Origin of the sequence: uncultured Nisaea sp. (assembly GCF_963974195.1) — a bacterium.
Classification (GTDB): domain Bacteria; phylum Pseudomonadota; class Alphaproteobacteria; order Thalassobaculales; family Thalassobaculaceae; genus Nisaea.
Window position 1 is genome coordinate 1 of the sequence record NZ_CAXBDC010000007.1, and the last position, 23,559, is coordinate 23,559.

Genomic DNA, 23,559 nt, shown 5'->3' on the forward strand with positions numbered 1-23,559 from the left:
GTGTAGTGGCTGAGGCCGTTCACCGCCTTGATGGACATCACCGGGCCTTCGAAGGTGCTCATGCCGTAGAAGGCAACGGAGGTCACCAGCATGCGCAGGACAGGGTCGGTGCGCAGCTTGTCCCAGGCGCCCGAGAGCGTCATCAGGCCGTTGATCATGCCACCCCAGGAGGGCATCCAGAGCATGATCGAGAAGGTCATGCCGAGAGTCTGCGCCCAGTCCGGCAGCGCCGTGTAGTGCAGATGGTGCGGACCGGCCCAGATATAGAGGAAGATCAGCGCCCAGAAGTGGATGATGGAGAGCCGGTAGGAATAGACCGGACGCTCCGCCCGCTTCGGGATGTAATAATACATGATGGCGAGGAAGCCGGCGGTCAGGAAGAAGCCGACCGCGTTATGGCCGTACCACCACTGGGTCAGTGCATCCTGTACTCCGGAGAAAGCCGAATAGCTCTTCGCGCCGGCAAGGGAGACCGGCAGGGAGAGGTTGTTCACGATGTGCAGCATCGCGATGGTGATGATGAACGCGAGATAGAACCAGTTCGCGACATAGATGTGCGGCTCGCGGCGTTTCCAGAGGGTGCCGAGGAAGACCAGCAGATAGGCCACCCAGACGATGGTCAGCCAGAGATCCACATACCATTCCGGCTCCGCGTATTCCTTGCTCTGGGTGATGCCCAGAACATAACCGGTCGCGGCCAGCACGATGAAAAGCTGATAGCCCCAGAACACGAACCACGGCGCAAGACCACCGGCCAGACGTGCCTTGCAGGTACGCTGCACCACGTGAAAGGAGGTCATGATCAGCACGTTGCCGCCAAAGGCAAAGATCACGGCGGAGGTGTGCAGAGGTCGCAGGCGTCCGAAATTCGTCCAGGGCAGGTCGAAATTCAGCACCGGGAAGGCGAGTTGCAGGGCAATGACCAGACCGACGGTGAAGCCGACAATGCCCCAAAGAGTGGAGGCAATGGCCCCGGCACGGATGACGTCATCCATATAGCCGACATCGTCACCGGCAACGGGAGTTGCTGGGTTTTCGGCCAGATCGTAGTGCCGCTTCACCAGCACGAAGCAGCCAAGTGTGAAGAATGCGAAGAACAGGAAGGCATGAAAACCCAATTCGGGGCTATCTGCTTTCGCCATCCAAAGCAGGCTGACAATGGAACCAAGCGCGAAGAGCACGCCCATGATCCATGCGCCACCGCTGTCGCGGTTTGCGGTTAGTGTGCTGTTCATGACTTCCCTCGCGATACTGAACACACCGGATTGACCATTCCGTTCCGGGAATGGCCGCTAATGGCACGCTAGGAGCGTTTGATCGCGGATACATTGATCCAGATCAAATTCCAGCGTCACCTCTGGCCCTGAGGCCGAAATTCCATCAAAAGGCGCGACGCGGCCATGTGGCCGGAACGCGCAGCGGCAAAGCGCCGCATTTTTGAGCGTGGAATATCCTCTGGCTGTCATACGGCCTGTGAATGCCGCGCTTTTCCCGTTTGCAGGTAGGCATCGAAGCATGCGGCCACGACGCGAACATAGGGACGGCCATCCGTGGTGATTTCGAGCACCGCGCCATCCCAGCTCAGGAGACCGTCCACCTGCATTTCTTCAAGGGCGGTCTGGTTGCCGAGTAACGTGCGAACGTCCATGCCCGCCTCGGCGCAACGCGTGGCGACGTCCGTCCTGCCGGCGCACATCAGGTCTTCGATGATCTGTCTGCGCAATCGATCCTCGGCACTGACGGCAATGCCGCGGGCAATCGCGAAACCGGTCTTGCGGATGCTTTCCTCGTACAGGCGCGTGTTGGCGATGTTCTGGATATAGCCATTGGGGAGCGAGCTGATGGAGGATGCTCCAAGCCCGAGCAGTGTGGCGGCATCGTCCGTGGTGTAACCCTGGAAATTGCGTTTCAGGGTACCGGCCTCGGTCACTTCGGCCATGCTGTCTCCGGGGCGTGCGAAATGATCGAGACCGACTTGCACATAACCGGCAGAGAGCAGCGTTTCTGTCATTGCCACTGCCTGGTCACGCCGGGCTTCCGCGCCCGGCAGGGCCTCGGCCGAGATCAGGTTCTGGTGCTTGCGCATCCATGGAACATGCGCATAGCCGAAAACGGCAACCCGGCTTGGCTCCAGGCTGAGAGCCATTTCGACACTGCGGACGGCGTCGCCGGTGCTTTGGTAGGGAAGCCCGTACATCAGATCGAAATTCAGGGCATCGATACCGGCGGCCCGGAGGGCGGCAACGCGATCCGCGACCAGATCAAACGGCTGCTCGCGGTGGATGGCGGTCTGCACGGCAGGGGTGAAGTCCTGCAAGCCGAGGCTGGCCCGGCTGATCCCGGCAAGCGCGTAGGCCTCGACAAGGCTGTCATCGAAACTGCGAACATCGATCTCAATAGCGATTTCCGCATCTTTCGCAAGCGTGAACCGATTGCGCAAAACGGCCATCAAGCTGCTGAAATCATGTGCATTCAAGCGGTTTGGCGAGCCGCCGCCCCAATGTATATGGCGGACGGTGCCCGGCTGTCCGATATGGCTGGCGACGGTTTCGATTTCCCGCTCCAGCACGCGGGCATATTCCGAAACAGGCCCGTATTTCCGGGCAACTTGGGTGGCGCACCCGCAATACCAACAGAGTTCCTTGCAGAAAGGGACATGCAGATAAAGTGACAGGGAGGTGTCGGCGTCCAACGCCCCAAGCCAGCTTTTATAGATCTCCGCATCGACGCCTTCATGGAAGTGCGGTGCCGTCGGATAGCTTGTGTAGCGCGGCACGTTGCGTGTTCCGTATTTTTGCAGAAGTGCCCGCTCTGTGATGTCTGCTGTACACATCATGTTCATTGGCTGGTTCACCTGAGTTTTATGATGGTTCGGGTTGTTGCTAGAGGCGGAGTTTTTGCTCGCCGGGAACGTGGTCGTTGGCTGGTTCCCGCGCGCTCTGCCAATCCAGGATCTCCTGGCGCAGGGAGCCGAACTGGTCTTCTCTCTGGTTGCCGAAAATCGGGTCCGCGATGTCGGAAAGGTCGGCGTCGAGAGAGTCCCAGTCTTCTCTGGTCAGAACGCGCAATGCCGTCGGGAAGAAGATGCTTTCCTCCATCCGGATGTGACGGCGCTGGGACTCGATGAATTCGAGTGCTGCATTCGTGAACTGGCTGCGGGTGATGATGCCCGCACCGAGGACATTCGAGAGCGCGGCGGCGAAAGCCTTTATGAAGGCTTCGCAGGCTTCGTGCTCTTCTTCGAGCGGGCCGATTTCCTGCGCGGCGGCAATGTCCCGTGCGGCGACCTTCTCGTAGATCCTGTCTTCTCGAACGTGGTGAAACTCGGCGGGGTAGGTGAGGAAGTAGTCGACGATCGCGGAAACAATGTCGTAGTCGGGCTCGCCCGTGAGGTGCGCGTCTTTCACCTGATTCTCGAGGATTGACAGCAAGATGTCGTGGTGCCGGTGGTCTTCTTCCAGGAGTTTCAATATTTTAGGCATGACGACCACCCTTGCTAGGTCTTCGGTAGCAAGAGCGTATGTGATCTGATCCCGGCCGACGTTGACCTATGTCAAAGAAGGTTCAGAAGAGATTTTACGGTCGCGAGTGTGGCCTCCACCGTGTCCCCGGCATCTATTTTTTGCCAGTCGCCGAGTGCGCCGTGCCCTTGTTTCGCCTGGGTAAGCATCACCGCTTCGGTGGCGTCCGATGCGTCATTGGACCGTCCGGCAATCCGCGTTGCCATCACCTCTTCGGAAACGTCGAGCCAGAAGCCTTTGAATGGAACGGAGCGGGACTGCGCCAGGGCCGCGATGGCACCCCTGTCTTCGGCGCGGTCATTCACCGCATCCATGATCACGGGATAGCCCGCCTGCAAGGCTTCATCGGCCCGGCGCAGCATGGTTTCGTAGACTTGTGCGCTGACGTCCGCGCTATACGCGGAAGCGGGAAGACGTTCCGTCGGGGCGCGCCCGTGAAGCCGTTTCCGGATGACATCGCTCCGCAGATGGATGGCACCGGGGGCCGGTAGGCATAACGGGGCAAGTGCCTGTGCCAGGGTGGACTTGCCGGAGCCGGAGAAGCCGCCGACTGCGATCAGGACAGGCTCCGCCGGTTGGAGCTGATGCTGTGCTGCCTGGAAGGATTGGCACGACTGTTCCAGCATTTCCGCTCTGCTGGACCGGTCCTCCTGTGCGTCCGCGCCACTCACCATGATTTTCGCGCGTATGGCGGACCGGGTGGAGATGAACAGGGGCAGGCACGGCAGGCCGTCATATCCGCCGTCGATGAAGTAACGATTGAAGGCCCGACTGGCGAGGTCGGGCAGACCCCGGATATCGAGATCGCTCAGGAAGTAGGCCAGATCGTAGAGCGTATCGATACAGGCGAAGCGCGGGTTGAATTCGAGACCGTCAAACAAGGTCGGCGTGCCGTCGATAACGCAGATGTTCCGCAGATGCAGATCGCCATGGCAATGTTTCGCCTGTCCGGCCTCGACCCGGGCGTCGAGCAGTGGCGTCACCTTCAAGAGCGTCTCGCGAGCACGGGCCGTATAGGTTTTTGCTTCGTCTGGCGCAAAGTGCTCGGGCTGGGAGGCGAATTCCTCGAGATTTTCCTCGATCACCCAACGCATTCCACCGGAGCCTGCCCCCGGAGCATCCTCGGCCGGGAGCGGTTCCGCCGCATCGTGAAAGGCGCGAATGCGCTCGGCCGTCTGCTCAATCAGCGCCGGGGTCAGCCGGCCTTTTTCGGCCATCCTGTCGAGCAGCAGCTCCTGATCGAAGCGCTGCATTTCGAGGACATATTCAATGGTCTTGCCTGCCCCATCAAAGGCAATTGTGCCGTCTTCCTCTCGTGTCAGACAGCGAATACCGAGATAAAGCGCGGGCGCGGTCCGGCGATTGAGCTCCAGTTCCGCTTCCGTGAACCTCTTCCGGCGCTCGAGAGTGCCGAAATCCATATAGGGGAAGGAGACGGCACGCTTGAGCTTGTAGGCCCGGTCTCCAGCAAGAAAGACATGTGAGCCATGGGTGACGATATGCTCGGGCTCTTCCGCCGGCCGGAGATCATGGTTCTCCGCGCGAGCCAGAAATTCCAAAGCCGCACTTTGGTCCTCGGTTTCTTCCATGGTTCGATGGCTCATGATGATCCGGTCCCGTATTTCGGTTGAGCGCCGACCCTGGCGCAGTGCCGTCTACGCGACCATGACATGACTCAATTAGGGACATGACTCAATCCGGGCCGTGCTCAATCGGACCGGGCGAGCGAAGGAGGAAATTGTGGGTAGAGCGGAAATCGACACAGCAAAGCAGGCTGGACCGTCAGAGGCGACACGCGCGCTGGCGGATTGGATCGTTTCGATCGGGGCTAATGATATTGGCGCCGCGCCGCGTGCCTGGGCGACCGATGCCATACTCGACTGGTTTGGTGTAACCATCTCAGGAAGCCGGGAGCCGTTGAGCCATATTCTCGCCGAAACCATGGGTGAGGAGGGTTCCGGGCCCGCACGTCTGATTGGCCGCGCCAATGCATTGAGCCCGCTCAATGCCGCTCTGGTGAATGGCGCTGCGTCCCATGCGCTCGATTATGACGATGTGAATTCCCGGATGCTGGGGCACCCGACCGTGCCGCTGGTTCCGGCATTGCTGGCGATTTCCGACATGCAGCCGGTATCCGGACGCGCCTTCCTCGAGGCCTTCATTGTCGGCTATGAAGCGGAAGTCCTGACGGCGGAAATGGTGGGCGAGGGGCATTACAATCTCGGCTGGCACATGACGGCCACTGTCGGCACCGTTGGCGCGGCTGCTGCCTCGGCCCGTCTGCTTGGGCTGGATGCCGAACAGACGGCGCACGCGCTTGGTCTTGCCATCGCGCAGGCCGCGGGTCTCAAGTCGATGTTCGGCACCATGTCCAAGCCTTTCCAGGTCGGCAAGGCGGCGATGAACGGATTGCTGGCAGCCCGGCTGGCGAAAAAGGGCATGACCTCGCGCACCGATGCCATTGAATGCGCGCAGGGCCTTGCCGATACCCAGTCCGACGGATTCTTCCCGGCCGAAATAACCTCCGGCGGCAACCGGGCCTTTGCGGTGGAGGGCAATCTCTTCAAGTATCATGCGGCCTGTTACCTGACCCATTCACCGATCGAGGCCGCCCGCCGGCTTCGAGAGCTTCACTCTATTAAGCCAGACGCGGTGGAACGCGCGACCATCGAAGTGAACAAGGACGCTTTGACCGTCTGCAATATCGATCGTCCGGACACTGGCCTGCAGATCAAGTTCAGCCTGAAGCATACGGTCGGCATGGCGCTAAGCGGGATGAATACGGGGGCTCTCGACACCTATACGGATGAGAATGCTCAGGATGAAACCCTGCGCGATCTTGGCAAGCGTTCCGTCGTGGTTGGTGTTGAAAGCGATATCTGGAGCCACGGCCGGGTTAAACTCGACCTGAAAGATGGGTCGTCGGTGGAAGAGGTAGAGAATGTGGGGGTTCCCGCATCCGACCAGCCGGAGCAGCGCCGGCGCCTGCTGGCCAAGTTCGGGACATTGAGCGAGGAGATCCTCGGCGCCAGCCGGGCTGACGAACTCGCGGATCGCATTCTGTCGCTGAACGAGATTGCGGACGCCAGCGTTCTTTCGGAAATGGCGCAGGCGGGCTGACGGCCCTCAGGCCAAGGCCGATCAACTCACTCCCGATGCGATAGCCGAAAGGGCCTGCAGGTCGGGGATAATGACCAGGGACGGGCGCGGCAGCCGGATGATTTCGGCTTTCTTGAAGCTGGACATAACCCGGCTGATGGTTTCCGGCTGCATGCCCAGATGATCGGCAATGCGTTCCCGCCGCATGCCGAGCTTCAGCTCTACCCCGCGCCTGGTTGCCTGGCCGGTACGTTCTGCCAGATCCAGCAGAAAACCGGCGAGGCGCTCGGCAGCGGATGAGCGGGCTAGCAGGAACATCCTGGATTGGGTGCGGCTCACTTCATCCCGGGCCGCACCGTAAAGAGCTTTCAGCAACCCTGCAGAGCCGGGCGCGCTGCGCGCAATTGGATCGACGGAGATGATGCAGAGCTCGGTCGGTTGTACGGCTTCGTAGAATTCGCGGATATCACCGGGCTTGAGGTGCGGCAATGGCCAGGACAGGTCGCCATTGGTCTTGAAGGCCGCTATATGGCGGCGTCCGTCCTCGGAAACATGCTCCTGCATGAGCATGCCGTTAACCACACGAAAGACCGTATCGGGGGCAAAGCCCGCGACATCCAGCTTCTCCCCCGCACGCGCGGACATTCGGGTCACGGCATTTGAGCATGTAGTGAGATCTGCCTCGCCGAGAGCCTGACGGATGGGGCAGGTCAGCTCTTCACACCCATGACAGGGCATGAGGCCGGTTTGTTTCGTCAGCTCGGGGGCAGCTACATCCATCGCCAGCTCGCTCTCCTGTTTCATATGCTTCTCAGCATGAAAACAAGGGGAGCATGAATACCGGCCTGCCGGCCTGCATTGATCCAAATCAATTGAAGCTGGAGGTCAGCCCCGGGCGGCGAGGCGCATCTTGATCGGGCCACGGGCCTGACCGTTGATCATCTGTTCGAGATAGGGATCGCCAGCCTCCGGAACGTCGTCGCGTTTTCCGGACCATTTGATCTCTCCGTCGAACAGCATGGCGACATTGTCGAACCGGCTGCGCGCCGCCTTCATGTCGCCGGTTACGACAAGCACGGTGGTGCCCTTGCCCGATGTCTCACGCTCGATCAGCGAGAGGATTGTATTGGTCAGGATCGGGTCGAGTCCCGCCGTCGGGTCGTCGAGGATCAGCAGTTCCGGATTACCGACCATGGCGCGCGCCACGCCGACCCGTTTCTGCATGCCGCCCGACAATTCCACAGGATAGAGATCGGCCATCTCCTCGCCGAGACCGACGGACGCCATGCGTTTAACAGCACGGTCGCGGGCCTCGCCCCGTGGAACGCCTTCATGATGGGTCAGGCGGAAGGCGATGTTTTCCCAGATTCTGAGGCTGTCGAAGAGGGCGTTCTGCTGAAACAGCATGCCGATCCGGCCCTGGAAATCGCTCCATTCACCGGTACTCAGTCCGCTGAGTTCGAGATCGCCATACCGCATGCTGCCGCTATCGATCTGCATCAGGCCGACCAGACATTTCAGCAATACGGATTTGCCGCTCGCCGACGGTCCAATCAGGACCGTCGACTGCCCGGCGGGAATGTTCAGGGAGACAGACCGCAGCACCTCATTGTCGGCGAAGCTCTTTGCGAGCCCGTCGATATGGATGTCCGGGGCGTTTCCTGATCCCATGCTTCTCTTCCTCGGCTTTTCTTTAGCTGGTGGCGCGAAGACCTTTTGTTCGGGCTTCGTCCACCGCGCCTTTTCCATCGACGGCGACACCATATACCGTCTCTGCCGCCTCGGGCGAAACAAAGCCGAGCAGGACGTCGCGCGCGACGTCCGACGGATCGCGCTCATGCGGGTTTCCTAGGCCGCCGCCGCCGGGCATGGAAATGATCAGTTTGTCATCCCCGTTGACGCTCTGCCGGCCTTTCGAATTCAACCGGCTGCCGTCATTGGCCCGTTCGATGATGCCGGCCGTGCCGTCACCGCCGCCGTTACGGCCGCGTGGCGGATAGGTCACCCGGTCGAACATGCAGTTGATGGCGAAGGGGGCATGCTGGGAATGGGAGATTTCCATCACCTGACCGACCCCGCCGCGATACCTTCCGGCACCGCCGCTGTCGGCCCGATATTCCTTACGCCAGATGATCAGGGGAGCGATGGTCTCGTTCACCTCGATCGGGGTGTTGCGCACGCCTGACGGAAAGGCCGTTGCGTTGAGGCCGTCCTTGTCCGGGCGGGCGCCCGTGCCGCCTGCATGGAAGGTGTTGATGGCGAATGGCGTTGCGTCACCATAGTCCGAATCCGTCAGACCATGCCCGCCGAGCAGGACCGGATTCCACAGGCAGGAGGTTCCTTCGGCCGGCACACGGTCCGGGATCACCTGATTGAGGCAGCCGAGCACGACGTCCGGCAGCATCTGGCCGATCACGTGCCGGGCAGTCACGGCGCAGGGATGGGGCGCGTTCAGGATACTGCCTTCCGGCGCGGTGATGATGACCGGGGCGAGGGAGCCCGCATTGTTCGGCACGGCCCCACCGATGACGCAGCGGATGCCGAAACTGGCATAGGCCTGCGTGTAGGTCAGTGGCACGTTGATGCCGAAGGTCGAAATGCCGGAGGTGCCGGTGAAATCGACCTCGATCTCCTCGTCGCGGATGGTCAGGGCGGCGACCAGATCGATCGGGCTTTCATAGCCGTCGATCCGCATGGAATTGTGGTAGGTGCCGTTCGGCAGCTCACGGATTTCCGCCGCCATGCCCGCCCGGGCGCTCTCGATCACATAATCCGCGAGCGTGTCGAGCGTCTCCATGCCGAACTCGCGCATCATGTCGATCAGGCGGGTGCCGCCGACATCGTTGCAGGCGGCGAGAGAGTAGAGATCGCCTTCGACCTCGATCGGGTTGCGGACATTGTTCCGGATGATGGCCAGCACCGGCTCAACGAACTCGCCGTTCTCGGCGAGTTTCATGATCGGGATATTGATCCCTTCCTCATAGATCTGCCGTCCGTCCGGGCCGAAGCCCTTGCCGCCAACATCGACCACGTGGGTCGTGCAGGCGAAGAGGGCGACGATCTCGTTACCGAGGAATGTCGGAGTAACCACAGTGAAGTCGTTCAGATGGCCGGTGCCGCGCCAGGGGTCGTTGGTGACGAAGACATCGCCCGGTTTCATGGTCGAAAGCGGGAACTTCTCCATGAAAAAACCGACCGAGGCGGCCATGGCATTGACGTGACCCGGCGTGCCGGTGACCGCCTGGGCCAGCATGCGGCCCCTGCAGTCATAGACACCGGCGGAAATATCGCCGGCTTCACGGGCGGAGGTGCTGAAGGCGGTCCGGATCAGGGTCTGGGCCTGCTCTTCCACGACGGAGAGCAGCCGGTTCCACTGGATCTGCATGCGGATCTGATCGAGGGCTGATTTCTGGCTCATGTCTATGCTCCCTCAGGCCGCTTGCTTGCGGGTCAGGATGAGATACCCGAGTTCGTTGACGGTCGCGTCGAATGCGGATGTCACGATGGTCGTGGTCTGGGATTCGGAGATGATCGCCGGGCCCTGAATGGATGCTCCAACGGGCAGGTTGTCGCGCCAATAGATCTTGGCCTCGACATAGGTGCCACTGGCCGGATCGAATAGCTCGCGCTTGCCGGTTGCTTCCGCCGCACCGCCGCTTGGTGCAGTCAGCTCCGCCGGGATTTGCGGCCGTGGTGCTGTCATCGTTAGAGTCCAGCTCAGGATCTCGGGCTCCGGTCCCGGGATGATCCGGCCATAGAGGCGCTTGTATTCGCTTTCGAACGCCGCCCGGATCGTTTTTGCATGCTCTGCTGTCAGGTCACCGTCCGGCAGGGGGACGGCAATCTCATGGCCTTGTCCGACATAGCGCATGAAGGCTGTCCGGGTTTCCTCAAGCGCGGCACCGCCGGCGCCACTGGAAACGATGACGCGGGCCTCGTCCGCCATGCCCGAGAGCAGGGCATTGATTTCGCCCGCATCGAAGTCCGCAAGCTTCACATATCTGGAGCGCACGACTTCGTAAGAGATCGGCGCGCGCAGGAAGCCGATTGCCGAGCCGACACCGGCGCCGGTCGGCACCACGACGGTCGGAATGTCGAGCTTCTCTGCCAGTCTGGCTGCGTGCAGTGGGGCGGCGCCGCCGAAAGCGATCATGGCCCGGGCCGCGATATCCTTGCCCCATTCGATGGCATGGACGCGGGCAGCGTTGGCCATGTTCTCGTCGACGATCTCGCAGACACCGAAGGCGGACAGCACTTCGGAGAGGTCCATCTTGTCGCCAACCTCGGTTTTCAGGGCCGCTTTGGCCTTGTCCGGGTTGAGGGAGACGGAGCCTCCGGCGAAGCTCGCCGGATCGATTTTGCCGAGCACCACGTCCGCGTCCGTCACGGTCGGTTTTGTGCCGCCCTGATCGTAGCTGGCAGGTCCCGGATCGGCACCCGCGCTGTGCGGCCCGACGGCAATCCGGCCGAGCTTGTCGACAGCCGCGATGGAGCCGCCGCCGGCACCGATCTCGACCATCTCGATGGCGGGAATGCGGACAGGCCAGCCGCTGCCCTTCATGTTGCGGTAGACACGCGCGACCTCGAAGGTGCGCGTCGTCTGCGGCATGAAATCGTCCAGCAGGCAGATCTTTGCTGTGGTGCCGCCCATATCGTAGGAGACAACGCTGGCAAGATCGCACTCGCGGGCAATTTCGCTGGCCAGGATGGCGCCGCCAGCGGGGCCGGATTCGACAAGCCGGATCGGGAATTTCATTGCCGTGTCCAGCGTGGTCAGCCCGCCGCCGGAGGTCATCAGCAGAACCGGGCAGGCGAAACCGCGTTTCTTCAGATCCTCGCGCAGAATACCGAGATAGCGGGACATGATCGGCTGCACATAGGCGTTCGCGGAGGCCGTCGATTGCCGTTCATATTCCCGGATTTCCGGGCAAACCTCGCTCGACAGCGTGATGCTGAGATTGGGGAGCGCCTTGCCCAGGATTTTGCTGACACGCTCTTCATGTGCGCCGTTGGCGTAGGAGTGAATGAGACCGATGGCGACCGAGCCGATCTCGTGGCTCTCTATCAGCGGGACCAGCGCCTCGACGCTCGCCTCATCCAGCGGGATCAGCACTTCACCTTTGAAATTCAGGCGTTCGCGCACGGACCAGCGCAGATTGCGCGGCACCAGCGGGTCCGGTCGGTCGATATTGATGTCATATTGTTCGAACCGGTTCTCGAAGGCCATTTCCACGGAGTCCCGCAGGCCTTCTGTTGTGATCAGCGCCGTCTTGGCGCCTTTCCGCTCGATCAGGGCATTCGTTGCCAGAGTCGTGCCGTGGATAATCAACCCGATATCGGCCGGTGACGCATTGGCCACCTCAAGCGCCTTTTCGATACCCTCCATCACACCACGCTCGGGCATTGACGGGGTTGTCAGGACCTTCGCCGTGAAGCGTTTGGGGCCAAATTCAAGTGCGACATCCGTAAAGGTGCCGCCGACATCGACCGCGAGGCGGCCTTGTACAGAGGTCTCAGGCATTTCGATACAATCGGTTTGAATAAGAGAGAAATCGGAGAGGAGTGAGCATTAGTAAAGACGTATGTTTGCCGGGCGTCAATGAATGACAGCGATCATAACCGGACAACATTGACCGGCTCCGCTTTCAGCACCTCGACGCAGTATCGCCGCGCCTCGGCTTCAGCCTGATCCTGATCCTCGTAAAGGGTGGATGTGTGCGAGGATTCGACCTGACGGCCATCCTGCCAGACTGACCATGGATACCGGATTCCGTCCGGGCTGGCCCAGCATTCTATGTAGATCTCGATCATGACCTCGATCCCAAAGCCGGCTTGAAGAGGTGTAAGATATTAGTCGGTTGCACGACTGTTTTTGAAGCTGGCTTATTTAATCATCCCGGCGGGGGCATGGCGAGTGTCTGGTTCCGTTTTTCCGGCCGAAAGGCAGTACACGGTTGAGCTGGCGGGTAAAATTGGATCGGGCGGAAGCGGGTTGATGGGCATCCCGTGTCCGGATCAGCCGGCGGCTCCCTGAAAACGCGAAAAATATGATTCTGCCGGTGGCGGCAAAGCGCCATCCACGCCGTTGATGGTGTTTTCCAGATAGGCCTGCGCCGGCTGCTTCAGCAGAGTGTATATCCGCGCGGTAAGTTCGGTGGCCCTGCGGCCACTCCACGCCTCCGGCATGATGCCGGAGGGAAGGCCGGGATCCCGGAGCAGGGCGCGCCGATAGACGTGGATCATCAGCACCCGCAGCAGGAAAGCCGTATCGGGTGCGAGAGTTTCGCGCGTGTTTTCAAGAATATCCAGAACAGGCATGAAGCCTTCGACAAAGGCCCGATAGGCAGTGTCTGTCTTTTCCAAGTCCCAGGCTTCCCGGCATAATGCCCGCAGGGTCATTGCGGCGGAATCCGGGGCGGCTTCGAACAGCGCGACCCGGTCTTCGAGGCCAAGATGTGCGAGTTCCTGCTTTGCGCCGCCGAGGTCTCCACCGATGCCAAGCAGGACCTGCGGGCCGAAAGCACCATATCCCGCCCAACCAAGCGCCTTCCTGAGGGCTTCGCGCTCTGTGCTGTTTATGGTGCTGGTCAGCAAGGCAATTTGCCAGGGCTCTCCAGTCATCTCGCGACTTCGGGCCGGTGCATAGATTCTCCGCTGGGCGGCATCGAAATCCTGGCGACCGTTTTCTGTCAGCGAATAGATACTGCGGCGTCCGATCTGCCGTGCCGTCAGGATCTCGTCCTGAACCAGCCTGAAAACAGCCGTCCGAACCACCCGTTCACCGATGCCGAAAAGCTCCATCATGCTGATCAGGTCGCTGAGCCAGGCGGTGCCGCCATGCGGCAGGATGGCGTCCCCGTAGACAGTTACGATCAGGGATTTCGCGCGCGGCTTCAGCCCCGAGAGCATGTCCCGGGCGAGAACGGAAAGCGTGTCTGGGCTCATGGCGAGGGTCATCAGTGAGGCGTGTCCTCTATGAGCGCGCCGCCGAGGGTGCGGGATTTGCCGCGAAAGAAGGCGACGGGTGTGCCATCGAACGTTGCCACGGCCGTATCGTAAATTCCCGAACGGCCGCGCTGAAACCGTTCTTCGCAGGTCGCGACAAGTTCGTCGCCCTCGCGTGCCGGATTGACGAAACTGATGTCGCAGCTCTGGGCCACCGTCAGGGTGTTTCCAGAATTGCAGGCGAACGCAAAGGCGCTGTCGGCAAGGCTGAAGATCATGCCGCCATGGCAGGTGCCGTGACCGTTCAGCATGTCGGCGCGGACTTTCATGCGCAGCCGCGCGTATCCGGGCGTTACCTGCTCCACCTTCATGCCGAGAGCCCTGGTTGCCGGGTCATTTTCATACATCCAGTCGGCAACGCGCCGGGCGGTCTCGTCAGCGGTGTTCTCCGCAGCATTCTTGGCGGCATCTTTCGCCTGTTTGTCGCTCATGCTGTGCGGTTCCCATGCGTTAATGTGATACAATTTTTCTGGACGAATTGAAAAATATGTATCACATTGTTGTTGCTATTCGGCAACGTCCGAGTTAAGCGAGGAAACGCAATGGTGGAAAGCCAAAGTCCGGGCCAATCCTCCGAAACGGAACAAGCGGCACGTTTCCAGGCGCGGGTCGATCAGGAAATCAAGATCGAGCCGCGTGACTGGATGCCGGAGGCTTACCGGCAAAATCTGGTCCGCCAGATGTCCCAGCACGCTCATTCAGAAATCGTCGGTATGCTTCCGGAAGGTTGCTGGGTCACCCGCGCGCCCTCCCTGCGCCGCAAGGTGCAACTGCTGGCCAAGATCCAGGACGAGGCGGGGCATGGTCTCTATCTCTACAGCGCTGCTGAAACCCTCGGCACGCCAAGAGCGGAGATGATCGAGGCACTGCATGACGGCCGGGCGAAATATTCCAACATTTTCAATTACCCGGTCCTCTCCTGGGCGGATATCGGCACGATTGGCTGGTTGGTCGATGGCGCCGCCATCATCAACCAGATCGCGCTTTGCCGGTGTTCCTACGGACCATATGCACGGGCGATGGAACGGATCTGCCGGGAAGAGAGCTTTCATCAGCGGCAGGGCTACGAAATCATGATGTCGATGGCCTTCGGGACCATGGAGCAGAAACGCATGGCGCAGAGCGCGCTGGATCGCTGGTGGTGGCCGTCGCTGATGATGTTCGGGCCGAGCGACCGGGACTCCGCGCATTCCTCGCAGTCAGTGGCGTGGAAGATCAAGCGTGTCTCGAATGACGATCTGCGGCAGCAATTTATCGATATGACGGTGCCGCAGGCCGATTATCTGGGGCTCAAGATGCCGGACCCGGACCTGAAGTGGAACGGGGAGCGCGGCCATTATGATTTTGGCGAAATCGACTGGGCCGAGTTGAAGCGGGTTGTCTCGGGAGACGGGCCCTGCAACAGGGAGCGTATGGCGGCCCGGATCAAGGCGCATGAAGACGGCGCCTGGGTGCGTGAGGCCGCTATCGCCTATGCGGACAAGAAACGCCGGCGTGAAAGCGCGGCGCGTGTTGCCGCTGAATAATTTACGATCACCATGCCTGCCGGGCTTTGGCTCCGGCCGATCAGGAGAAAAACATGAAAGCCGGAGATGACTGGCCGCTTTGGGAAGTCTTCATCCGTGCCCGTGAGGGCCTGTCTCACAAGCATGTCGGCTCATTGCATGCGTGCGATGCGGAGATGGCGCTGCAGCATGCCCGGGATGTCTATACAAGGAGGCGGGAAGGCGAGAGTATCTGGGTGGTCCAATCGACCGATATCGTTGCCTCTGCGCCGGCCGACAGGGAATCCCTGTTCGATCCTGCCGATGCCAAGATCTACCGTCATCCGACCTTCTACGACGTTCCGGATGAGGTGGAATGCCTGTAATCCGGGCCCGCTGGAGACCATGACATGACAGCCGCCGCACAACGCGAAGCGCTCTTCGAATATCTGCTCCGGCTTGGGGACAATTGTCTGATTCTCGGGCACCGGTTGTCGGAATGGTGCGGCAAGGGACCTGTGCTGGAAGAGGATATCGCTCTCTCCAATATCGCGCTCGATCTTGTCGGCCAGTCCAAGCTCTGGCTTGAACTGGCGGCCAAGGTGGAGGGTACGGGCCGGGACGCTGATGCGCTGGCCTTCAAACGCGACGTGCTCGACTGGCGGAATTTCCTGTTGGTCGAGCAGCCGAACGGCGATTTCGCCGAGACCATAGTCCGCCAGTTTCTGTTCGACTGTTTCCATGTCGAATTGCTGCAGGCGTTGACGAAATCGGCCCATCAGGACATCGCCGATATCGCGGCCAAGGCGATCAAGGAGGCGGTCTATCATCGCCGTCACAGCGGCCAGTGGCTGATCCGTCTTGGAGACGGTACGGAAGAAAGCCGGGCTCGGGCGCAGGCCGCGCTGGAAAAGCTCTGGGGCTATACGCGCGAGCTGTTCGATGGCGATGCCATCGACGAGATGATGATGCAGGCCGGGATCGGAATTGATCCCGGAGATTTTCATGAGAACTGGCGCGATGCGATCACGGCGGTCCTCGGAGAAGCCACTCTGACGGTCCCGGAAGCCTCCTGGTCCATTGGCGGTGGCAAGAAAGGCGTGCATTCGGAGCATCTGGGATTTCTGCTGGCGGAAATGCAATTCCTGCCGCGGGCCTATCCGGATGCCAAATGGTGAGGCATGGCCAAACCCGTCCCTGTTCCTGAAGATGCGGTGGGACGCCTTTGGCGGGCTCTTGAAGCGGTGTGCGATCCGGAGATCCCGGTTCTGTCGGTGGTGGATCTCGGCGTGGTGCGGGGTGTCGAAGTTTCCGGTGGTGCGGCGGTTGTAAGCATTACGCCAACTTATTCCGGCTGCCCGGCCATGGCATATATCGAGATGATGGTGCGTGACGCTGTGCTTGGAGCCGGTTTCGACAAGGCCGAGGTGAAGACGGTGCTGGCGCCTGCCTGGACGACGGACTGGCTGAGCGAGGCGGGGCGGGAAAAGCTCAAGGCGATCGGTATCGCGCCTCCGGCGGAGCAATCCACTTCCAGAAAATCATTGCTCGGTATTGATCCGGTCGTTGCCTGCCCGCGGTGCGGCTCGGAGCATACCGAGAGTCTCAGTCAGTTCGGCTCGACCGCCTGCAAGGCGCTCTACCGGTGCGTGGACTGCGCCGAACCATTCGATTACTTCAAGTGTCACTAGGGGGTGGCGATGGTGCGCTTCACCAGTCTGCGTGTTCGGGAGGTGCGCCCGGAAGCACCCGGCAGCGTGTCCATTGCGTTCGATGTGCCTGAAGAGCAACGCGCGGCATTCCGGTATCTGCCGGGGCAGTATCTGACGCTGCGGCACCAGATCGACGGTAAGGACGTGCGCCGGTCTTATTCGATCTGCAGCGGTCTGGGGGATGGCGAGATCAGGGTGGCGATAAAGCGGATCGAAGGCGGAGCCTTTTCCAGCTTCGCGAATGATGGGCTGAAATCCGGAGATATGCTCGATGTCATGCTGCCGGAAGGGCGCTTCACTGTGGAGCCGGACCCGGAGACTGCCCGGACGTATGTGGCATTTGCCGCAGGAAGCGGGATCACACCGGTTCTCTCGATCGCAAAGTCGGTGCTGGCGGTGGAGCCGGAAAGCCGTTTCACCTTGTTCTACGGCAACAGGTCGGTACGGGAGATCATGTTCCGCGAGGCTTTGCTCGATCTGAAGAATAGCTATCCGTCACGTTTCAGCGTTCTGCACGTGCTGAGCCGGGAGCCGCAGGAAGCGGCTCTGCTGAACGGGCGGATCGACAGGGATAAATGCGAGAGCTTTTTCCGCTCGATCCTGAACGTGCATGCGGTGGATCGCTTCTTCCTGTGCGGGCCGGAAGGCATGATCGGTGACGTGCGGGCTGCGCTCGCGACGCATGGTGTCGGGGAGGAAAGGGTGCTTTTCGAGTTGTTCGCGCCGGCGGGTGATGCGGCGGCGAAAGCGGCCGCGGCCCGGCGCAGCCGCCTGGCGAACAGGGCCAAAGCGGTGCGCACAGGCGCGGACGTCGCCATCATACTCGATGGGGTGCGTACTGAATTTACGCTCGGTACTGACGACGTCTCCATTCTCGACGCGGCCCTGGGGGCAAGACCGGATATGCCCTACGCCTGCAAGGGTGGGATGTGCTGCACATGCAGGGCAAAGGTCCTGGAAGGCCGCGTCGAGATGGATCTGAATTATACGCTTGCCGAGGAAGAGGTGGCGCGGGGCTTTGTCTTGACCTGTCAGTCCCACCCGGCAAGCGAGACGGTGATCCTAGATTTCGACGCCCGGTAGTTAGTTGTCAGGCAGCCGCGGCATTAAAGCCGCGACGTGGTATCAGGTATTTGGTCCGGTACCGGATCAGGCTGCCCAGAACGGCTTGTTGATCTCGTACTCGACTTCGGCCCGGCTGATGCCCATGTCGGAAAGCTCACGGTCGCCGAGATCCCGGAGGGACTGGCGCTGACGCAGCCGGTCCTGCCAGGTGAGCAGGGTGGTGACGATCGTGTGCACAACACCGTTCCGGCCACGCTTGTGCGTGAAGACCGATCCGTTGGTTCCTGCTGTCATGCATGCGGCAGGAGCGACATTCAGGGTTTCGTTCTTGAACATGAAAGTTCTCCTTAATCAATTCGTCACACACGCTCATTCGTGTCTGTCGGTGATTGAGAATTTGAGCTACAAATGAGCATTCATCAAACGAGTTAATCTGCCATATGGATTAGTTCAGCTAAATCATGTTGAGCCGTTTACCCCTGAATGGTCTGCGCTGCTTTGAAGCGGCGGCACGCCACATGAGTTTCAAGCTCGCGGCCGGAGAGCTGTTCGTGACCCCGGCTGCCATCAGCCAGCAGATCAAGGCCCTGGAGGCGGAGCTCGGCTGCCCCTTGTTCCTGCGGCGCCCCCGGGCGCTGGAACTGACGCCGGAAGGCGCGCGTCTCGCCCCGGCTGTGCGCGAGGCCTTTTCCCGCCTGCTGTCGGCTGTGAATGATCTGAAGGAGCATGAGGAAGGACGCCCGCTGACCGTCAGCGTGCTGCCGTCATTTGCCGTGAAATGGCTGATCCCGAGGCTGTCCCGGTTCCGCATGCGGTATCCCGAAATCGATGTCCGGATCGCGGCGGAAGACCGCAAGGCGGATTTCGTCACGGACGGTGTCGATGTCGCGTTGCGCCTCGGTGAGGGGAAGGAAGAGGGCGTCCACGTCCAGCAGATCATGACGGAGTGTATCTATCCTGTTTGCAGTCCTGAGGTAGCGGCGAGACCACCGGGACTGAAGCGCCCCGAAGATCTGAAGCATTATCCGTTGTTGCATGATGTGAACAGTTTCCCCGGGGAGACCTGGGCGCATTTTCTGGAGCATTTCGGCATCGAGGGCGTGGATGTGCGTCGCGGCGCTTTCTTCACGCAGATGGACATGGTCCTGCAGGCGGCAATCGAAGGGCAGGGCGTTGCCTTAGCCCGCTCTCAGCTTGTGACGGAGGATCTGCGCGCGGGGCGCCTGATCAGGCCGTTCGAGGTCGAGACACCGGCGCCGCTGGCCTATTATTTTGTCTGCCGGGAGGAATCACTGCGCTCCAACAAGGTTTCCGTTTTCCGCGACTGGGTGCTGGACGAGGTCCGGCGGGATGGAGAGCCTCGAGGCGCTGATTGAGGGCGCTCTGTCCGTTACCCCGAGTGATTCAGCAGGAAGATGGGTGGCTTGAGGGCTGCTGAAATGCGCCTGTTCCGTCGGCTTTCTGCATTTCAGGTGCCTGTTTTCCATTTGATCGAGCAGCCCATGCTGGCGATCTGCTCTCTCGGGCCATTGCCTGTCTCCGCCACCTGCTTCATGGCCTCGAACAGATCGCGCCGGGCCCCCTCGACCGGTGAAGCCCTGCTTTCGTCAAGGCGCCCTCTATATTGCAAGCCGAGATCCGCATCGAAACCGAAGAAATCAGGGGTGCAGACCGCATCATAGATGCGCGCGACCTGTTGCGTTTCGTCGATAAGATAAGGAAAGGTGAAGTTATGTGTGGCGGCGAACCGGATCATGTTGTCGAAGGAGTCCGCCGGATAGGCTTCCGTATCGTTCGACATGATGGCAATGGAGGAAACGCCAAACGCGGCCAGCTCCGCTGTGTCACGTGAGATTTTGTCCGCGATTGCCTTCACATAGGGGCAGTGATTGCAGATAAACATGACGAGCGTGCCGTTCGGGCCGCGAAGATCCGCAAGGCTGTGCTCCGCGCCGTCGATGCCCTTCAGCCGGAAGTCGGGTGCTTTCCAGCCGAAGTCGCAGATCCCGGTCGTGTGAAGGGCCATGACGCATCTCCCGCTTTTGGCAATCTCTCTGTCCGCTCAGTGCATCAGAAAGAAGGTGCATAGTCAAAATTCGTTAACCATATAGCGCGAATGGCGGGATGAAACCTGCCGCTATCGTGCTGTATCCTGATCTTGCCTGCTCGTGGCGGGATGCTGAAAGGAACCCGAATGCCCAAAGACACGTCAGATATCCTCGGATATCACGCCCATGTTTATTTCGATGAAGCCAGCAGCGAAGCCGCCCGCTCTCTGCGTGAGACGATCGAGCAGACGTTCGATATCGAGATGGGGCGCTTCCACGAGAAACCTGTCGGCCCGCACCCGCGCTACAGCTATCAGGTTGCGTTCACGCCGGAAAAGTTTGGCGAGATCATTCCCTGGCTTGCTCTTAACCGCGGTGAGCTGACTGTGTTTGTGCATGCGGAGACCGGGGACGCTCTGGCGGATCACACGCAGAATGTGATCTGGCTCGGTCCGTCGGAAGACTTGAAAGTCAGCATGTTCGAAACATAACGGGCCGGCATGCTCAGGGCACCAGCCAGGCCCCGGTTTCGTTCAGAATATCAAGACGGTATCGCCGGTTTCCGGCACGAGTCAGTTGCAGGATGTCGACTGTCTCGGCCGTGAAGTGAAGCACATCGAAATTCTCGTAACCCGACTGGCTGTCCGGCTGAATGGTGTTGCCGTCCGCCCCGCTGATTTCGGATCCGGTCGGCAGGCTTGAGTGGTAGTTCGGCCGGTTGGTCACCGGAAGTGCCTGCCAGACAGCTTTTTTCTCCGGGGTATCGGCCATTCGTCCCATGATCCCTTTAAGCCGCATCTGCAGGCCGGCTTCGTGGTCGTAAAACACCAGCATCGCCATACTGTTTTCGGTCAGCTCGGCGACTTTCTCCGACCGGCTGTCCGTATGCAGCGTGGCTTGCCAGTTTACGGCATTCGCTGTCCGCAGCACCAGAACGCGGCCGTTCGGGCTTCCATCCCGTCCGATGGTGGCCAATACAGGATAGCGAAACGAGGCCTGCGGGTTTTCAGGGGCGGCCGTGAAGAGTGCGGATGCCCTGCCGATAAGGTCTTGTGCATCTTGATCTCTTGTCGGGCTTTTGCTCATTCGGCGGCGATTTCCTGTTCTTGCGGTACTTCGGGCGTCTGATTGCGGACGAGGGTCAGGCTTGCCAGCGCACAGCACGCCCCGACCATGACCGTCACGGCGAGCGCAATGAAGTCTGTATCGCTCTGGAAATAGCCGACCGTCACCGTCGCCAGGCCGGCGAAGACCATTTGCATGAACCCCATCAGCCCCGACGCGGTGCCGGCAATCAGCGGATTCACGCTGACCGAGCCGGCGATGGCGTTGGGCTGGCTCATGCCGTTGCCGAAGGCAATCAGAGCAAAGGGGAGGAATATGGCGAGCGCGGACAGGAACCCGAGAATAGACAATGTTGTCAGGACAACGGCGCCGGTCAGGGAAAAGCAACAGCCGAGCAGGATCATCCGGTCGATCCCGAGACGCCGGGATATCCGGGTGGCGATGAAGTTCCCGGACATATAGGCGAGAGAAACGATGATGAAAAAGAAGCCGTAGACCTGCGGCGGGATCTTCAGAATCTCGATGGTGACGTAGGGCGCGGAAGACAGAAAGGCAAAAAAGCAGCCAATGGAAAAGGACGTGTTCAGCGTGTAGCCGAGATAGGCCCGCGAGCTGAGTAATGTGCCGTAGTTGCGTGCGAGATTGACGATATCAATCCGGTCAGTGCGTGCATGGTGCGTCTCATGCAGCGTCGGTATGGCGTAGACCAGCGCGGCCCCGCCCATGGCCGCCACGACATAGAAACCCGCGTACCAGCCAAACGCGCTGTCCAGGAAGCCTCCTATTGCCGGGCCGATCATCGGGGCGATGGCCATTGCCATGGTGATGAAAGCGATCACTGGAGCGGCATCTTCCCGTTTGTAGACATCCCGTACGATGGCCCGGCCGAGAACCATGCCGGCGCAGCCGCCGAGAGCCTGGAAAACGCGGCCGGTTATCAGCCACTCGATGGACCCCGCGAAGGCGCACAGAAGGCTGGCAAGCGTATATATGGCCAGACCCGCCAGAAGGGTCGGGCGGCGGCCGATCCGGTCGGAAATCGGACCGTACATAAGCTGACCAACGGCGATACCTACGAGATACAGTGTCAAAGTGTATTGAACGGTGTGGTAGTCGGTCCCGAAAATCGGCACGAGACCAGGCATTGAGGGAACAAAGAGATTTAATGCAAGTGGTCCCGTCGCGGTTGCAACAATGAGCACGAGAATTGGGGGAGCCTTGGTCTCTGCGGTCACGGGGTACCTGTTCTGGTTTGGACGCCTGGAAGGAGAGTTCTAATCTAGTTGAGGCGCCGAGCATAAATAGTGCAAATACGGCGGGTTACAATTCTCGATTTGTATGAAAGAGCACCTGGTTGTGATGCCGCCTTGGTTGACTGGATCGAACCAAAGACTTATTTTGGAGTTTCCAGGTATTCCGGGCAGAATCCCCGGTAACTAGGGATAGGTATGGTCTCTGGCGTTGAAAACAGTCTCATCATACGGAGCAACAGCACGATATCCGCTGCTGTTTTTGCTTCTCCGGGCGATGAAGATAATCCACAGAACGCGATAGGCAGGACAGGTGCGTCGACAGCGATAGGGCTGACGGCTTCGTCTGCGCTGACGCCTTTCGGCCAGGGTGAGCAGGCCGATGGTGGCGACGAGGGGCCGTTTTTCGTCTCCGGCCTCAATGGCCTTTTAGCCCCCCGGAATATTGCCGCCGTTCAGGAAGAGAGCGGTAGCGAGGAAGAAGAGCGCACCGCGATTGAGGAGCCGTCCGACCCGGCTACCGAGGATGCCGCCGGTGCGGAAGGTGAGCAGGCACAGGAAGCCGGCTCGGAAGAAGAAGAGGGCGCGAACGGTCTGACCGAAGAAGAGCAGGAGACCGTAGACGATCTCAAGGAACGCGACACCGAGGTCCGGCGCCACGAGCAGGCTCACAAGGCCGCTGGCGGTCAGTATGCCGGGTCCATATCCTATACTTATCAGGCCGGACCGGACGGACGCCGCTATGCTGTCGGTGGCGAAGTGCCGATTGAAACCAGCCCGGTTGCCGGTGATCCGGACGCGACGATCCGGAAGCTGCAGCAGGTTCGCAATGCCGCGCTCGCTCCGGCGGAGCCATCGGCGGCGGATCAGGCCATTGCTGCCCGCGCGAGCCAGGGAATTCAGCAGGCAAGGGCGGAAAAGGCGCAGGAAGTGACCGAAGCTCTTGAAGAGCTTAACGGTGATGGTGAGTCGAATGAAGCGGCGGAGGGCATCTCCGGGACGGCATCGGAGCCGGGAGACTCTGCTCCCGGGACGGCATCTGGAGCAGCCGGACAGGGCGGCTCGGAAAGCTCTGGCATAAGCAGTAGTCCGTTTGCGCCTGAGAGAGTGTCGCCATTTGCGGATGCAAGCGCTGCCAATGACAGCGGCGCCTTCTCTGTCACTTCCGCGAGTGCTTTCGGGGTGACGGAAGCGGGCCAGGACGATGACCGTCAGTCCGGCTCTTCCTTCTTTGAACGCGAAGGTCTGTCGCCGTTTGACTTCTCTCCTGTACCTACTTCTTCCAGGCTTGATATTTCAATATAATCAAT

At 60.4% G+C, this 23,559-nt stretch carries 24 protein-coding genes; 9 read left to right on the forward strand and 15 right to left on the reverse strand.

All coding sequences use genetic code 11. The features are described from left to right. The 4 genes from AAC126_RS02810 to AAC126_RS02825 form a co-directional block, all read right to left on the reverse strand. The coding region (locus AAC126_RS02810; protein ID WP_339849990.1) for a cbb3-type cytochrome c oxidase subunit I at positions 1–995 on the reverse strand (995 nt) is incomplete at its 3' end. A gap of 467 nt (positions 996–1,462) precedes the next feature. Further along, a complete protein-coding gene (gene hemN / locus AAC126_RS02815; protein WP_339849832.1) occupies positions 1,463–2,836 on the reverse strand; it encodes an oxygen-independent coproporphyrinogen III oxidase in 1,374 nt (457 codons plus the stop codon). A 46-nt stretch (positions 2,837–2,882) separates the two neighbouring features. After that, entirely contained in the window at positions 2,883–3,482 is a 600-nt protein-coding gene (locus AAC126_RS02820) for a hemerythrin domain-containing protein (protein ID WP_339849835.1), read from the reverse strand. Between the two features lie 71 nt (positions 3,483–3,553). Continuing rightward, positions 3,554–5,125 carry an AAA family ATPase gene (locus AAC126_RS02825; protein WP_339849837.1) on the reverse strand — a complete coding sequence of 524 codons (1,572 nt, stop codon included), beginning with the start codon at positions 5,123–5,125 and terminating at the stop codon, positions 3,554–3,556. 136 nt (positions 5,126–5,261) lie between these two features. Here AAC126_RS02825 and AAC126_RS02830 point away from each other — a divergent pair, with 136 nt between their 5' ends. After that, positions 5,262–6,641, forward strand: a complete 1,380-nt coding sequence (locus AAC126_RS02830) for an MmgE/PrpD family protein (RefSeq protein ID WP_339849839.1) — start codon at positions 5,262–5,264, stop codon at positions 6,639–6,641. 21 nt (positions 6,642–6,662) lie between these two features. Here AAC126_RS02830 and AAC126_RS02835 read toward each other — a convergent pair whose 3' ends face one another. The 7 genes from AAC126_RS02835 to paaI form a co-directional block, all read right to left on the reverse strand. After that, a complete protein-coding gene (locus tag AAC126_RS02835) occupies positions 6,663–7,424 on the reverse strand; it encodes a Crp/Fnr family transcriptional regulator (protein WP_339849842.1) in 762 nt (253 codons plus the stop codon). Between the two features lie 81 nt (positions 7,425–7,505). Then, a complete protein-coding gene (locus AAC126_RS02840; RefSeq protein WP_339849844.1) occupies positions 7,506–8,291 on the reverse strand; it encodes an ATP-binding cassette domain-containing protein in 786 nt (261 codons plus the stop codon). A gap of 22 nt (positions 8,292–8,313) precedes the next feature. After that, on the reverse strand, positions 8,314–10,038 hold the full coding sequence (locus AAC126_RS02845; protein ID WP_339849846.1) for a hydantoinase B/oxoprolinase family protein: 1,725 nt from the start codon (positions 10,036–10,038) through the stop codon (positions 8,314–8,316). Between the two features lie 12 nt (positions 10,039–10,050). Continuing rightward, positions 10,051–12,141: a hydantoinase/oxoprolinase family protein gene (locus tag AAC126_RS02850; RefSeq protein ID WP_339849848.1), complete on the reverse strand. Its 2,091-nt coding sequence runs from the start codon at positions 12,139–12,141 to the stop codon at positions 10,051–10,053. 92 nt (positions 12,142–12,233) lie between these two features. Then, positions 12,234–12,431: a hypothetical protein gene (locus tag AAC126_RS02855; RefSeq protein WP_339849851.1), complete on the reverse strand. Its 198-nt coding sequence runs from the start codon at positions 12,429–12,431 to the stop codon at positions 12,234–12,236. 204 nt (positions 12,432–12,635) lie between these two features. Further along, positions 12,636–13,577 (reverse strand): PaaX family transcriptional regulator C-terminal domain-containing protein, encoded by a 942-nt coding sequence (locus AAC126_RS02860; protein ID WP_339849853.1) that lies wholly within the window; start codon positions 13,575–13,577, stop codon positions 12,636–12,638. Then, positions 13,577–14,056, reverse strand: a complete 480-nt coding sequence (gene paaI / locus AAC126_RS02865) for a hydroxyphenylacetyl-CoA thioesterase PaaI (RefSeq protein ID WP_339849855.1) — start codon at positions 14,054–14,056, stop codon at positions 13,577–13,579. The genes AAC126_RS02860 and paaI overlap by 1 nt, the downstream gene beginning before the upstream one ends. Before the next feature lie 111 nt (positions 14,057–14,167). Here paaI and paaA point away from each other — a divergent pair, with 111 nt between their 5' ends. Genes paaA through paaE form a run of 5 tightly spaced genes read left to right on the forward strand, consistent with a single transcriptional unit; the run spans position 14,168 to position 17,904 of the window. Beyond that, positions 14,168–15,151, forward strand: a complete 984-nt coding sequence (gene paaA, locus AAC126_RS02870) for a 1,2-phenylacetyl-CoA epoxidase subunit PaaA (RefSeq protein ID WP_339849857.1) — start codon at positions 14,168–14,170, stop codon at positions 15,149–15,151. Positions 15,152–15,204: 53 nt separating this feature from the next. Beyond that, on the forward strand, positions 15,205–15,495 hold the full coding sequence (paaB, locus tag AAC126_RS02875) for a 1,2-phenylacetyl-CoA epoxidase subunit PaaB (protein WP_339849860.1): 291 nt from the start codon (positions 15,205–15,207) through the stop codon (positions 15,493–15,495). A 24-nt stretch (positions 15,496–15,519) separates the two neighbouring features. After that, positions 15,520–16,287, forward strand: a complete 768-nt coding sequence (gene paaC / locus AAC126_RS02880; protein WP_339849863.1) for a 1,2-phenylacetyl-CoA epoxidase subunit PaaC — start codon at positions 15,520–15,522, stop codon at positions 16,285–16,287. Between the two features lie 3 nt (positions 16,288–16,290). Then, positions 16,291–16,800, forward strand: coding sequence for a 1,2-phenylacetyl-CoA epoxidase subunit PaaD (gene paaD, locus AAC126_RS02885; protein ID WP_339849866.1), 510 nt, complete (start codon positions 16,291–16,293; stop codon positions 16,798–16,800). A gap of 9 nt (positions 16,801–16,809) precedes the next feature. Further along, positions 16,810–17,904, forward strand: coding sequence for a 1,2-phenylacetyl-CoA epoxidase subunit PaaE (gene paaE / locus AAC126_RS02890; RefSeq protein WP_339849869.1), 1,095 nt, complete (start codon positions 16,810–16,812; stop codon positions 17,902–17,904). A 66-nt stretch (positions 17,905–17,970) separates the two neighbouring features. On the opposite strand, the gene AAC126_RS02895 is transcribed toward paaE, so the two are convergent. After that, positions 17,971–18,222, reverse strand: coding sequence for a DUF1127 domain-containing protein (locus tag AAC126_RS02895; protein ID WP_339849872.1), 252 nt, complete (start codon positions 18,220–18,222; stop codon positions 17,971–17,973). A gap of 125 nt (positions 18,223–18,347) precedes the next feature. Between AAC126_RS02895 and gcvA the strand changes: the two genes are divergently transcribed. Continuing rightward, complete coding sequence (gene gcvA, locus AAC126_RS02900; protein WP_339849875.1) at positions 18,348–19,262, forward strand: transcriptional regulator GcvA; 915 nt, start codon at positions 18,348–18,350, stop codon at positions 19,260–19,262. Between the two features lie 92 nt (positions 19,263–19,354). Here the strand turns inward: gcvA and AAC126_RS02905 are convergent, their stop codons facing one another. Next, positions 19,355–19,912, reverse strand: coding sequence for a thioredoxin family protein (locus AAC126_RS02905; RefSeq protein ID WP_339849877.1), 558 nt, complete (start codon positions 19,910–19,912; stop codon positions 19,355–19,357). A gap of 168 nt (positions 19,913–20,080) precedes the next feature. On the opposite strand from AAC126_RS02905, the gene AAC126_RS02910 reads away from it, so the two are divergent. Further along, positions 20,081–20,425, forward strand: coding sequence for a DOPA 4,5-dioxygenase family protein (locus tag AAC126_RS02910; RefSeq protein WP_339849879.1), 345 nt, complete (start codon positions 20,081–20,083; stop codon positions 20,423–20,425). A 13-nt stretch (positions 20,426–20,438) separates the two neighbouring features. On the opposite strand, the gene AAC126_RS02915 is transcribed toward AAC126_RS02910, so the two are convergent. Both AAC126_RS02915 and AAC126_RS02920 read right to left on the reverse strand, forming a co-directional pair. Then, positions 20,439–21,020: a pyridoxamine 5'-phosphate oxidase family protein gene (locus AAC126_RS02915; RefSeq protein ID WP_339849880.1), complete on the reverse strand. Its 582-nt coding sequence runs from the start codon at positions 21,018–21,020 to the stop codon at positions 20,439–20,441. Continuing rightward, positions 21,017–22,234, reverse strand: a complete 1,218-nt coding sequence (locus tag AAC126_RS02920; RefSeq protein WP_339849882.1) for a multidrug effflux MFS transporter — start codon at positions 22,232–22,234, stop codon at positions 21,017–21,019. Before AAC126_RS02920 ends, AAC126_RS02915 begins: the two co-directional genes overlap by 4 nt. Positions 22,235–22,447: 213 nt before the next feature. On the opposite strand from AAC126_RS02920, the gene AAC126_RS02925 reads away from it, so the two are divergent. Next, the gene (locus AAC126_RS02925; RefSeq protein ID WP_339849884.1) at positions 22,448–23,554 is read left to right on the forward strand and encodes a putative metalloprotease CJM1_0395 family protein; all 1,107 of its coding nucleotides are present in this window, start codon (positions 22,448–22,450) and stop codon (positions 23,552–23,554) included. The last annotated feature ends 5 nt before the right edge of the window (positions 23,555–23,559 follow it).

Coding starts and splice junctions, on each gene's coding strand:
- hemN (WP_339849832.1), bottom strand. CDS start 2,836: ATGATGTGTACAGCAGACATCACAGAGCGGGCACTTCTGCAAAAATAC.
- AAC126_RS02820 (WP_339849835.1), bottom strand. CDS start 3,482: ATGCCTAAAATATTGAAACTCCTGGAAGAAGACCACCGGCACCACGAC.
- AAC126_RS02825 (WP_339849837.1), bottom strand. CDS start 5,125: ATGAGCCATCGAACCATGGAAGAAACCGAGGACCAAAGTGCGGCTTTG.
- AAC126_RS02835 (WP_339849842.1), bottom strand. CDS start 7,424: ATGAAACAGGAGAGCGAGCTGGCGATGGATGTAGCTGCCCCCGAGCTG.
- AAC126_RS02840 (WP_339849844.1), bottom strand. CDS start 8,291: ATGGGATCAGGAAACGCCCCGGACATCCATATCGACGGGCTCGCAAAG.
- AAC126_RS02845 (WP_339849846.1), bottom strand. CDS start 10,038: ATGAGCCAGAAATCAGCCCTCGATCAGATCCGCATGCAGATCCAGTGG.
- AAC126_RS02850 (WP_339849848.1), bottom strand. CDS start 12,141: ATGCCTGAGACCTCTGTACAAGGCCGCCTCGCGGTCGATGTCGGCGGC.
- AAC126_RS02855 (WP_339849851.1), bottom strand. CDS start 12,431: ATGATCGAGATCTACATAGAATGCTGGGCCAGCCCGGACGGAATCCGG.
- AAC126_RS02860 (WP_339849853.1), bottom strand. CDS start 13,577: ATGACCCTCGCCATGAGCCCAGACACGCTTTCCGTTCTCGCCCGGGAC.
- paaI (WP_339849855.1), bottom strand. CDS start 14,056: ATGAGCGACAAACAGGCGAAAGATGCCGCCAAGAATGCTGCGGAGAAC.
- paaA (WP_339849857.1), top strand. CDS start 14,168: ATGGTGGAAAGCCAAAGTCCGGGCCAATCCTCCGAAACGGAACAAGCG.
- paaB (WP_339849860.1), top strand. CDS start 15,205: ATGAAAGCCGGAGATGACTGGCCGCTTTGGGAAGTCTTCATCCGTGCC.
- paaC (WP_339849863.1), top strand. CDS start 15,520: ATGACAGCCGCCGCACAACGCGAAGCGCTCTTCGAATATCTGCTCCGG.
- paaD (WP_339849866.1), top strand. CDS start 16,291: ATGGCCAAACCCGTCCCTGTTCCTGAAGATGCGGTGGGACGCCTTTGG.
- paaE (WP_339849869.1), top strand. CDS start 16,810: ATGGTGCGCTTCACCAGTCTGCGTGTTCGGGAGGTGCGCCCGGAAGCA.
- AAC126_RS02895 (WP_339849872.1), bottom strand. CDS start 18,222: ATGTTCAAGAACGAAACCCTGAATGTCGCTCCTGCCGCATGCATGACA.
- gcvA (WP_339849875.1), top strand. CDS start 18,348: ATGTTGAGCCGTTTACCCCTGAATGGTCTGCGCTGCTTTGAAGCGGCG.
- AAC126_RS02905 (WP_339849877.1), bottom strand. CDS start 19,912: ATGGCCCTTCACACGACCGGGATCTGCGACTTCGGCTGGAAAGCACCC.
- AAC126_RS02910 (WP_339849879.1), top strand. CDS start 20,081: ATGCCCAAAGACACGTCAGATATCCTCGGATATCACGCCCATGTTTAT.
- AAC126_RS02915 (WP_339849880.1), bottom strand. CDS start 21,020: ATGAGCAAAAGCCCGACAAGAGATCAAGATGCACAAGACCTTATCGGC.
- AAC126_RS02925 (WP_339849884.1), top strand. CDS start 22,448: ATGGTCTCTGGCGTTGAAAACAGTCTCATCATACGGAGCAACAGCACG.